Raw genomic sequence first — 10971 nt, 5'->3', positions numbered from 1 at the left:
CCGCCGGACGACCCGCCTGCCACCCCGGAACCACACCGCGGTTCAGGGGCGTGGTTCCGGGGCGTGGTTCCGGGGCGCCCGCCGATCACATCCCGGCGATCAGCTTGTCGACCCGCTCGTCCACACTCCTGAACGGGTCCTTGCACAGCACCGTGCGCTGCGCCTGGTCGTTGAGCTTGAGATGCACCCAGTCGACGGTGAAGTCGCGCCGCTTCTCCTGCGCCTTGCGGATGAACTCGCCCCGCAGCCGCGCCCTGGTCGTCTGCGGCGGCACCGACTTCGCCTCGAAGATCTTCAGATCGGACGCCACCCGCTCCACCGAGCCGCGCTTCTGCAGCAGGTAGAACAGGCCGCGCTTACGGTGCACGTCGTGGTAGGCCAGGTCGAGCTGGGCCACCCGCGGCGACGACAGCGGCAGGTCGTACTTGCGGCGGTAACGCTCGATCAGCTGATATTTCGTCACCCAGTCGATCTCCCGCGACACCAGGTCGAGATTGCCCGTGTCGACCGCGGTCAGCGTGCGCTCCCACAGCTCCAGCACCTGGTGGGCGATGGCGTCGCCGCCGCGGCGGTCGACGAAGTCCTTCGCCTTCGACAGGTATTCCTGCTGGATCTCCAGGCTCGACGCCTCGCGCCCGTTGGCCAGCCGCACCCGCCGCCGGCCCGTCATGTCGTGAGAGACCTCGCGGATCGCCCTGATCGGGTTCTCCAGCGACAGGTCGCGCATCACCGTGCCCGACTCGATCATGCGCAGCACCAGGTCGGTCGCGCCGACCTTCAGCAGCATGGTCGTCTCGCTCATGTTGGAGTCGCCCACGATGACGTGCAGGCGGCGGAACCGCTCGGCGTCGGCGTGCGGCTCGTCCCGCGTGTTGATGATCGGGCGGGACCGCGTCGTCGCGCTGGAGACGCCCTCCCATATGTGCTCGGCCCGCTGGGAGACGCAGTAGACGGCGCCGCGCGGCGTCTGCAGCACCTTGCCCGCGCCGCACACGATCTGCCGCGTCACCAGGAACGGGATCAGCACGTCGGCCAGCCGGCCGAACTCGCCGTGCCGGCCCACCAGGTAGTTCTCGTGGCAGCCGTAGGAGTTGCCGGCCGAGTCGGTGTTGTTCTTGAACAGATAGATGTCACCGGCGATGCCCTCTTCGCGCAGCCGCTTCTCGGCATCCACCAGCAGGCCCTCGAGGATGCGCTCCCCGGCCTTGTCATGGGTGACGAGCTCGATGACGTTGTCACACTCGGGTGTTGCGTACTCAGGATGGCTGCCCACGTCGAGATAGAGACGTGCGCCGTTGCGGAGGAAGACGTTGCTCGATCGGCCCCAGGACACGACCCGCCGGAACAGGTAGCGCGCGACCTCGTCGGGGGACAGCCTGCGCTGGCCCCTGAACGTGCAGGTCACGCCGTACTCGTTCTCCAGCCCGAAGATGCGACGATCCATCACCTCACACTATGCCCACGGATCGGCGAGCGGGAGAGATCTTCGCACGTGTTTTCCGGTCCGGGTCCCGCGAGACGCGTTTTCGTCCCCCGCGCCCGCCCCCACGGGGCGCGGGTCGTCCACGACGTACGTCAGGGGGTGAAGATCTCCTGAACCTTGACGATCTGCCCCTTGTAGACGGTGATGAGCGAAGGCCGCGGCGTCTTCCCGTGCCGCTTGATCAGCGTCGCCCTGGAGCACCGCTTGACGCCCAGGCTGCTGTTAAGGCTGACCGTCAGCTCCGCCTGGGAGGCCTTGCAGCCCAGCGCCGACAGGTAGACGACGTCCTTGGCGATGCGCGAGGCGTACGCCATCGCGTCGCCCTCGGGCGGGCCCGCGAAGTAGCCCTCGGTGTGCTTGCCCTTCTTCCACTTGACCGGCACGTACTCGGCGACGCCGCCTCGCACCGCGACGATCTGGCCGCGCAGGATCCCGTTGCGGCGGGAGTGGATGCCCTTGGTGAAGTCGTGCTTCGGGTCGGGCTGGAACGAGGTGCCGAAGGTCTTCGGCGCCTTGAACTTCGGAATCGCGGGGGCCGCCTGTGCCGGCGCACCGGAGGCCAACAGCACGGCGGCGGCGGCTCCGGCCACCAGCAGGCCACGTAGTGGAGTTGTCACGGCTCTTAAGATCCACGAGCGGCCCGGCAAGTTCGGACGTATCACAGTGAAACAGGTCACACTCCCCCGGCCCTCACGTCCGCGCCTGGGAGCCCTCCCACCCCGCAACGGAACCCCAGACGCCCCACCGGCGCTCAAAGCCCGCAACGGGCCCCTCACGGCCCGCCCGGGGGCCTCCTGAAGCGCCGGGAGCAGCCGGACACGACAGTGGGGCCGCCGGATCGGCGGCCCCACCGGATGACGTCAGGAACTACAGCGGCGACGAACCGTCGTCCACCGGACCCTCGGGACCCGTGGGCGGCGGCGTGGACGGCTTGTCGCCGGACGACGGCGCGCTCGGCCCGGCAGACTCACCCGAGGACTCACCCGAGGGCTCGCCCGAAGGCTCTGCCGCATCGGCCGGCGGGGTCGAGGTCTGGGCGAGCAGCCGATCGAGCCGCGCCCCGGTCAGCCGCAGGAACTTGCGGTGCTCACGGTTGCGGTCGAGCACCGCCACCTCGAGCTGACCCACCGGCGGCCGCTCACCGCCCGGCTCGGTCAGCGCGGTCAGCGCCACCTCCAGCGCGTCGGCCAGCGTCATCGACTCGCGGTAACGCTCCTTCAGCCGGGACGCCACGGCCTCGGCCTGCCCGCCCATCGCCGCGAAACCGTGCTCGTCGAACACCGAGCCGTCGAAGGTCAGGCGGTAGATCGCGTCGCCGTCCTTCGTCTCGCCCACCTCGGCCACGACGACCTCGACCTCGAGCGACTTGATCGACTCGGTGAAGATGCGGCCCAGGTTGGAGGCGTAGAGGTTGGCCAGGCCGCGCCCGGTCACGTCGGAACGGTCATAGGTGTAACCGTTGATGTCGGCGTAGCGGATGCCGCCGAGCCGCAGCTCCTCGAACTCGTTGTAGCGCCCCACGGCCGCGAAGCCGATGCGGTCGTAGATCTCGCTGATCTTGTGCAGCGCCCTCGACGGGTTGGGCGCCACGAACAGAATGCCGTCGACATATTGGAGCACGACCACGGAACGGCCCCGCGCGATGCCCTTGCGCGCGTAGTCGGCCTTGTCCCGCATGATCTGCTCGGGGGACGCATATCCGAATGGCATGGACACAGTGGTGATCCTTTGCTTAGCGCAGCGGGGCGATGGGACCGTCGGGCGAGATCAGGCGGGCGTCGAGCATCTGCTGGACGTAGGTGCTCACCTCGTCGTCCGACAGGCGGCGGAAGCCGTCGGCGTCGATCACGGCCACGACCGGCCAGATCTTCCTGGTCACGTCGGGCCCACCGGTCGCCGAGTCGTCGTCGGCGGCGTCGTAGAGCGCCTGGATCAGCGTCATCACCATGTCGTCGGCCGTCGAGCCGTCGCGGTAGAGCTTCTTCAGCGACCCACGCGCGAAGATCGAGCCTGAGCCGATCGCGTCGAACCGCTCCCGCTCGTAAGGCCCGCCCGCCACGTCGTAGCTGAAGATGCGGCCCTCGTCCTTGTCGGGGTCGTAGGCGGCGAACAGCGGCACCACCACCAGCCCCTGCATCGCCATCGCCAGGTTGCCCCTGATCATCGTGGCGAGCCTGTTGGCCTTGCCCTGGACCGACATCGTGCGGCCCTCGAGCTTCTCGTAGTGCTCCAGCTCCACGCGGTAGAGGCGGGCGAACTCAAGACCCGTGCTGGCCGTGCCCGCGATGCCCATGCACGAATAGTCATCGGCGCGGAACACCTTCTCCACGTCACGCTGCGAGATGATGTTGCCGGACGTGGCCCGCCGGTCGCCCGCCATGACCACGCCACCGGCGAAGGTGGCGGCCACGATCGTGGTCGCGTGCGGAACCTGGTCGCCGATCGGGGTGGCCAGCATCTCGTCGCGCCGTGGCAGCAACTCGGGCGCGTACGAGCTGACGAACTCCGTGAACGAGGAACTCCCGGTGTTCTGGAAAAGCTGATTCACCAAGCCGACGGGCAGATCCCTGTGCGATGCCACGCGACTCCCTCCAAACGTTCAGTGTTCCTAGGGCGACCCTACTCATGTTGGGTTGCTGTCTGCACTTCCCACGATCAGCTCACGGCGAACCAGGATCGCCCTGCCGCCCGAAAGATTCCGTACGCCCGAAAGGTCGGTAACCGCCCTCCGCAACCACTCCCCCAGCCCGCCGCCACGCTCACGCCATACTGGCGACATGGGCACCACGCCCCAGCGAGACTGGATCCTGCACCTCGACCTCGACCAGTTCATCGCCGCGGTCGAACTCCTGCGCCACCCCGAACTCCGCGGCAGACCCGTCGTCGTCGGCGGCACCGGCGACCCCACCCAGCCACGCACCGTCGCAGCCACTGCCACCTACGAAGCCCGCGAACACGGCATCCACTCCGGCATGCCCCTCCGCACCGCGCTCAGGCGCTGCCCCGACGCCGTCTTCCTGCCCACCGACCCACCCGCCTACGAGGCCGCCTCCCAACGCGTCATGGCCGTCCTGCGCGAACACCCCGTCCGCGTCGAAGTCTGGGGCTGGGACGAAGCCTTCATCGGCGCCACCACCGACGACCCCGAAACCCTCGCCGCCACCCTCCAGCACGACGTACGCCGCCGCACCCACCTCGACTGCTCCATCGGCATCGGCGACAACAAGCACCAGGCCAAACTCGCCTCCGCCTTCGCCAAACCCGCCGGCATCCACCGCCTCACCAGCGACGACTGGGCCGACGTCATGAACGACCGCCCCACCGACGCCCTCTGGGGCATCGGCGCCAAAACCGCCAGAAAACTCGCCGCCCACGGCTTGCACACCGTCGCCCAGCTAGCCGCCGCCGACCCCCGCGACCTCGCCCGCCACTTCGGCCCCACCAACGGCCCCTGGTACCGCTACCTCGCACTCGGCAAAGGCGAAGCCGAAGTCGTCACCACCCCCTGGATCGCCCGCGGCCACAGCCGCGAGACCACCTTCACCCACGACCTCACCGACCCGGCCGCCGTCGCCGCCCACCTCACCACCCTCGCCACCCAGGTCGCCCACGACGCACGAGAAGCCGGCCGCGAGATCACCCGCGTCACCGTCAAGATCCGCACGACCCCGTTCCAGACCAGAACCCGCCAGACCACCCTCACAACCCCCACCACCGACCCCGCCGCCATCACCGAGGCCGCCCACACCACCCTCGCCCGCCACGACCTCACCCGCCCCATCCGCCTCATAGGCGTGGCCGTGGAGTACACGATGCCCGACCCACCCACCACCTCAGAAGAACCAGAGCCGGGCCCCACTCCCGGCCCCTGACACCACCCCTCACCCCACCCGCGTCACCCGCGCATAGAACTCCGACCGCAACTCCTCCTCGGCCCTGATCAGCTCCTCCAGTTCCTCATCCGACACCGCCACCTCACCGAAATCCCCGACCGTCGCCTCCACATAGCAAAGCGCCCGCCGCACCACCCCCGGATCATCACGGAACTGCCCGATCCCGGTATTGCACGGCAAACACAACGCATGCCGCACCGCCCCCGACCGATGACAATGATCCACATGCTCCGGCGGCCGATCCCAGCACACCACGCACAACCCGTGCTGAGCCGCAATCATCCGCTCGACGTCCTCATGCCGCACGCGATAACGCCGCGACAAGTGATATGTCCGCGACGGCGCCACCGGAGAATCACCACGCCCCTCAGGAAGGACCACGAACTCCGGCCAGAGCACCTCCCCTTCCAAATAGAGCGCGGCCAGCTCCAGCAACACCAGGTTGTCGGTGAAATGCCCCAGCCCGTTGTTGCAGTTGAAACAGAGCACGCCACGCACCCTGCCGGTCGCGTGACAGTGATCGACGAACGTCCCGGGAACGACCTGGCAGATGGCGCAGAGCCCGCCCTGACGGGCGAGCATGCGCCCGAAGTCGTCCTCGGTGATCCCATAGCGGTACTGGAGCAGATAGTTTCGCTCGCTCCCGTACTTCTTGACCTTGTTCTCCCGCGTCACGATGGTGTGGCACGGGCGGCAGTAAGCAGTCAGGCCGTCTTTCATCGCGTTGTTACTGCCGAACTCGGTCGTGCTTTTCACGTCCGCACAACGGGGGCAATACTTGCACCCTTCGGGCACCTGCACCCGCTCGCGCACGGTTTTCCCCTGTTCGGCCTTGCGTTTGCGATAACTCGCGGTGGAACGCCGCCGGAAGCAGACCTTGCAGTAGCGCGCCCGCCCATCGGACATGCGCTTGTTGGCCCCGAACGCAGCAAGCTCTTTCACTTCCTGACAGTCAGGACACCACTTCAATCCGTCCGGCGTTTCCACCCGATTACCCCTTATGCCTGTCCGTTTTGCCCTACTCCCCGCCCTTTTGGACGTAGCTGCGCACGAATTCCTCTGCGTTCTCTTCGAGAACTTCGTCTATTTCGTCCAGAATGGAGTCGACGTCGTCCGTGAGCTTCTCCTGACGCTCCTGGACGTCCGGCGCCACCGATGCCTCGGTCTCCTCGACCTCGTTCTCGCGCCGCCCGGTCTGCTTCTGACCACCGGTGTCCTTGGTTGCCATGTCCTACCTCCGTTGGGGGACTGCCTCTAGGCATATCTTCCCCGAACCGGGCGACATTTCGCGCCGATCGCCCCGCGATCTTGCCGGCTTGACTGGATAGCGAAACTATCCAATACTGGATCCCCGTATCCACAGGAGGTGTGAGATGTCCGAAATGTCGTTGACCATGGCCGGTGTGCTCCTCATCACAGTCCCGCTCGTCGCCTACGGCGGCACGACGCTGCTGACGTTCCTCATGCGGAACGTCCCCGGCTACCTGGACAACCCGGTGCGCCGCGGCCTGTGGCGGGCCGGGCACGCGCATGCGGGCGTGCTGGTGCTGTTCGCACTGGTGGCGATGCTGTACGTGGACCAGACGGGGCTGCCGGAGCCGGCGCGGATGGCGGCGCGGGTGCTGATCGCGGCGGCGCCGATCCTGATGCCGCTGGGTTTCTTCCTGTCGGTGGTGCGTCCGCGGGACACGAGGCCGAGCCGGTTGATCTGGCTGGCGGTGGCTGGTGGGGTGTCGCTGGCGGCGGGCACGCTGACGCTGGGGGTGGGCCTGCTGTGAGTGCGGGCCGCCCCTGGCGGGTGTCCGCCAGGGGGCCTGGTGTCATTCGCCGCCGGTGAGTGCGGAGACGAGGTCGGCGGCGGTGCGGCAGCGGTCGAAGAGTTCGCCGACGTGGGCCTTGGTGCCGCGGAGGGGCTCGAGGGTGGGGACGCGCTGGAGGGATTCGCGGCCGGGGATGTCGAAGATGACGGAGTCCCAGGAGGCGGCGGCGACGGATTCGCTGTATTGGCTGAGGCAGCGGCCGCGGAAGTAGGCGCGGGTGTCGGTGGGCGGGTGTTCGACGGCGCGCTGGACTTCTTCTTCTGTGACGAGGCGTTGCATGCGTCCGCGGGCGACGAGGCGGTTGTAGAGGCCGCGGTCGGGGCGGATGTCGCTGTATTGGAGGTCGACGAGCTGGAGTCTGGGGTGTGACCAGGCGAGGCCGTCGCGGCTGCGGTAGCCCTCGAGGAGTTCGAGTTTGGCGACCCAGTCGAGTTCGCGGGCGAGTTGCATGGGGTCTTCGGCGAGGCGGGTGAGGACGGATTCCCAGCGGTCGAGGATGTCCTTGTTCATCTCGTCTTGGGCGGTGCCGCGCTCTTCGACATATTTGCGGGCCTGCTCGAGGTATTCCATCTGGAGCTGGACGGCGGTGAGCTTGCGTCCGTCGCGCATGGGGATCTCGTAGCGGCAGCTGGGGTCGTGGGAGACGGCGCGCAGGGCTTGGACGGGGTTTTCGACGGCGAGGTCGCGGGTGAGGAAGCCCTCTTCGATCATGGCGAGGACGAGCGCGGTGGAGCCGAGTTTCAGGTAGGTGCTGATCTCGGACATGTTGGCGTCGCCGATGATGACGTGGAGGCGCCGGTATTTCTCGGGGTCGGCGTGGGGTTCGTCGCGGGTGTTGATGATGGGGCGTTTGAGGGTGGTCTCGAGTCCTACTTCGACTTCGAAGAAGTCGGCGCGCTGGCTGATCTGGAAGCCTTCGCCGCGGCTGTCCTGGCCGATGCCGACTTTGCCGGCGCCGGTGACGACCTGGCGGGAGACGAAGAAGGGGGTGAGGTGGCGGACGATGTCGGCGAAGGGGGTGGCGCGCCGCATGAGGTAGTTCTCGTGGCAGCCGTAGGAGGCGCCTTTGGCGTCGGTGTTGTTCTTGTAGAGCTGGATGGGGGCGTTGGAGGGGATGGCGGACGCGCGGGTCGCGGCGTCGTACATCACCCTTTCGCCGGCTTTGTCCCAGATGACGGCTGCCCGGGGGTTGGTGCACTCGGGCGAGCTGTACTCGGGATGGGCGTGGTCGACGTAGAGCCTGGCGCCGTTGGTGAGGATGACGTTGGCCAGCCCGAGGTCCTCGTCGGTGAGCTGGGTCGGATCCGCCACCTCCCTGGCCAGGTCGAATCCGCGCGCGTCGCGCAGCGGGTTCTCCTCCTCGAAGTCCCATCGTGCCCTGCGCGCGCGGGCCGCCGAGGCGGCCAGGTAGGCGTTCACGACCTGTGAGGAGGTCACCATCGCGTTGGCGCCTGGCTGGCCGGGTACGGAGATGCCGTACTCGGTCTCGATGCCCATCACCCGACGCACCGTCATGCAACACCCTCTGTTCGTCCGGGTCTGTCTATCCGCCGTTTATATGCCCGAGCCTATGCCCTTCACAGTGCCCCAGGGTCACAGAGTTATGGCACCGACGCCTTTTCAACCTGTACAACCGGAGCTGATGTGATTTGCGGGGATCTGCGGGGCTTGAGTAGCCGCTGGATGGGGCGTTCGGCAAAGGAGTAGACGAGATACGACACCACGATGGCGGTCAGGGTCGTGATCGTGACGACCGCCCAGGGGGGAAGATCCCCGACGAGCAAGGGGATGAGGGCGACCGCGATGACGCTATGGAACAGGTAAAGCGGGTATGTCGTGCCGCCGAGCGCGGTGAGCAGCCTGGAGGGCCTGAGCCGGACGAGGCCGAGGGCGACGAGGGCCGTCGCGGCGAAGACGAGGGTGATGGTGACGATGACGCCGGCGTCGGTGACCGGCATGTTCTTGAACCCGGCGGCGTCGATCCTGCTGTGCACGCGGCCGAGCGCGGATTCCCAGGACAGGCCGTATCCGGCGAGCACGTAGAGCCACGGGAGCCAGGCGTTGCCGTGCTTGTGGATGAGGTAGAGGGCCATGCCGGCGACGAAGTAGGGGGCGTACTTCGGCATGACGATCTCGTCGACCACGGGGTTCTCGAGCTGCCTGGCGATGACGACGGCGGCCAGCCAGACGCCGCCGAAGACGAGCACCCGCCGGTACGTGACGCCGACGATCACCAGGATGGCGATGAGGAGGTAGAAGCGCAGCTCGGCCCAGAGCGACCAGTAGACGCCGCTGGCATCTGTGATCTTGAACAGCCGCTGGAACATGGTGGCGTTCACCAGGTATTCGGCTGGGGAAAGTTTTGGGTTGAGCGGCTTGGCGGCGGTGAGCCCGTAGAGGACGGCGATGGCGGCCAGGCTGAGCCAGTACGCGGGGTAGAGCCGGACGAGCCTGGATCGTGCGAACGCGCCGAGGCCGCGTCCCCAGACGCTCATGAGGATGACGAACCCGCTGATGATGAAGAACAGCTCGACGCCGAGGATGCCTAAGCCCGCGAGGGGGGCCAGTGCGGGGAAGAGTTCGGCGGGCCGGTCTCCCCACACGCTGGCGTAGGCGACCAGGTAGTGGAAGGCGACGACGGCCAGGGCGGCGAGGAAGCGCAGCAGGTCGAGCTCGGCCAACCGGCCGTTCTCCCGTGCGTGTCTGGGCCGGTTCGGAGCGTGCACGCCATCTTTGACGTATCAGTGATCACTCTGGTTCCACTGGTCCCTCTGTTCCCACCAGCAACACACGTGAGGTGTCGTCGAGGCCGAGGGCGTCGCGGGCGGCGGGGGTGAGGGCGAGCAGGCCGGCGGCTCCCGCGGCGCCGCAGCCGGACAGAGCGATGCCGTGGCCGGCGAGCAGCCGGGCGGCGGCGCCGGCCTGCTCGTCGGTGACGGTGACGTAGAGGTCGGCGAGGTGGCCGAGGAGGCGGTGGGCGAGGAGCGAGGGTTCGCGGCAGTCGAGCCGGCCGAGTGTGGTGTGGCCGCCCGGGACGCGGACGGGGCGGCCCGCGCGGGCGCTCTCGGTCAGGCAGGGCGCACCCTCGGGTTCGACCACGACGATCTTGGGCCGATCGCCCCACCGGTCGCGTACATATCCGGCCGCGGCGGCGGCCAGCCCGCCGACGCCCGCCTGGACGACCACGTGCGTGTACGGCCCGGTCTCGGCGGCCTCGTCGAACAGCACGGTGTAGCCGCGCATGACGTCGAGGGGGACGTCGGTGTAGCCGGGCCATGAGCTGTCGGACACGAGGCGCAGGCCGTGCGTTCTGGCGTCGTCCAGGGCGGCCGCCATGCTGGCCTCGTAGTCGGGGCCGCTGCGGCGTACCTCGGCGCCGAGGCCGCGCAGCCGGTCCGCGAACGTCTCGGGCACGCCTTCGCCGAGGTGGACGACGCAGGGGACGCCCGCCTCCGCGGCTCCTGAGGCGACGGAGATGCCGTGGTTGCCGGCGCTGGCGCAGACGAACGGGGCGCCGCCGGGCTCGCGTTCGTGGAGCAGGTGGACGGCGTACGCGCCGCCGAGCGCCTTGAAGCTGCCGAGCCCCATGCGGCCGCTCTCGTCCTTGACGTCGGCGGCCAGGGTGCCGGCCAGCCCCGGGACGGTGCGCAGGGGCGTGGGCCGGTAGCGGGGGTGGCGGGCGAAGCGGGCGCGGGCCCGCCTGGCGTGCCCGGCCCCGATGAGTGCACGGTCGTCCGCGGTGTACGGGGTGCGGGCGGGGTTGAGGAACTCCATG

The 10971-nt window shown here is 68.3% G+C and carries 11 protein-coding genes; 2 read left to right on the top strand and 9 right to left on the bottom strand.

The features are described 5' to 3' along the window. Nucleotides 1-85 precede the first annotated feature (85 nt). The 4 genes from pafA to prcB form a co-directional block, all read right to left on the bottom strand. The gene (gene pafA, locus AB0K12_RS43485) at nt 86-1444 is read right to left on the bottom strand and encodes a Pup--protein ligase (protein WP_364574307.1); all 1359 of its coding nucleotides are present in this window, start codon (nt 1442-1444) and stop codon (nt 86-88) included. A gap of 131 nt (nt 1445-1575) precedes the next feature. After that, on the bottom strand, nt 1576-2100 hold the full coding sequence (locus AB0K12_RS43480) for a hypothetical protein (protein ID WP_364574305.1): 525 nt from the start codon (nt 2098-2100) through the stop codon (nt 1576-1578). Nucleotides 2101-2350: 250 nt separating this feature from the next. Beyond that, nucleotides 2351-3193, bottom strand: a complete 843-nt coding sequence (prcA, locus tag AB0K12_RS43475) for a proteasome subunit alpha (protein WP_364574303.1) — start codon at nt 3191-3193, stop codon at nt 2351-2353. A gap of 22 nt (nt 3194-3215) precedes the next feature. Continuing rightward, complete coding sequence (prcB, locus tag AB0K12_RS43470; protein ID WP_364574301.1) at nt 3216-4064, bottom strand: proteasome subunit beta; 849 nt, start codon at nt 4062-4064, stop codon at nt 3216-3218. Between the two features lie 196 nt (nt 4065-4260). On the opposite strand from prcB, the gene AB0K12_RS43465 reads away from it, so the two are divergent. Further along, nucleotides 4261-5355 (top strand): DNA polymerase IV, encoded by a 1095-nt coding sequence (locus AB0K12_RS43465; RefSeq protein WP_364574299.1) that lies wholly within the window; start codon nt 4261-4263, stop codon nt 5353-5355. A 9-nt stretch (nt 5356-5364) separates the two neighbouring features. On the opposite strand, the gene AB0K12_RS43460 is transcribed toward AB0K12_RS43465, so the two are convergent. After that, nucleotides 5365-6363: an endonuclease VII domain-containing protein gene (locus AB0K12_RS43460; protein WP_364574297.1), complete on the bottom strand. Its 999-nt coding sequence runs from the start codon at nt 6361-6363 to the stop codon at nt 5365-5367. Between the two features lie 31 nt (nt 6364-6394). Continuing rightward, a complete protein-coding gene (locus AB0K12_RS43455; RefSeq protein ID WP_355428146.1) occupies nt 6395-6604 on the bottom strand; it encodes a ubiquitin-like protein Pup in 210 nt (69 codons plus the stop codon). A 166-nt stretch (nt 6605-6770) separates the two neighbouring features. Between AB0K12_RS43455 and AB0K12_RS43450 the strand changes: the two genes are divergently transcribed. After that, nucleotides 6771-7154 carry a hypothetical protein gene (locus AB0K12_RS43450; protein ID WP_364574317.1) on the top strand — a complete coding sequence of 128 codons (384 nt, stop codon included), beginning with the start codon at nt 6771-6773 and terminating at the stop codon, nt 7152-7154. A 42-nt stretch (nt 7155-7196) separates the two neighbouring features. On the opposite strand, the gene dop is transcribed toward AB0K12_RS43450, so the two are convergent. From dop to AB0K12_RS43435, 3 genes are all read right to left on the bottom strand, one after another. Further along, on the bottom strand, nt 7197-8711 hold the full coding sequence (dop, locus tag AB0K12_RS43445; RefSeq protein WP_364574294.1) for a depupylase/deamidase Dop: 1515 nt from the start codon (nt 8709-8711) through the stop codon (nt 7197-7199). Between the two features lie 86 nt (nt 8712-8797). Further along, nucleotides 8798-9922, bottom strand: coding sequence for an acyltransferase (locus AB0K12_RS43440; RefSeq protein ID WP_364574292.1), 1125 nt, complete (start codon nt 9920-9922; stop codon nt 8798-8800). Between the two features lie 22 nt (nt 9923-9944). Then, complete coding sequence (locus AB0K12_RS43435) at nt 9945-10970, bottom strand: pyridoxal-phosphate dependent enzyme (RefSeq protein WP_364574290.1); 1026 nt, start codon at nt 10968-10970, stop codon at nt 9945-9947. Nucleotide 10971 lies beyond the last annotated feature (1 nt).

It is taken from the genome of Nonomuraea sp. NPDC049419 (genome assembly GCF_040676995.1).
Lineage (GTDB): Bacteria > Actinomycetota > Actinomycetes > Streptosporangiales > Streptosporangiaceae > Nonomuraea > Nonomuraea salmonea.
This window is presented reverse-complemented; position numbering and strand designations above follow the sequence as displayed.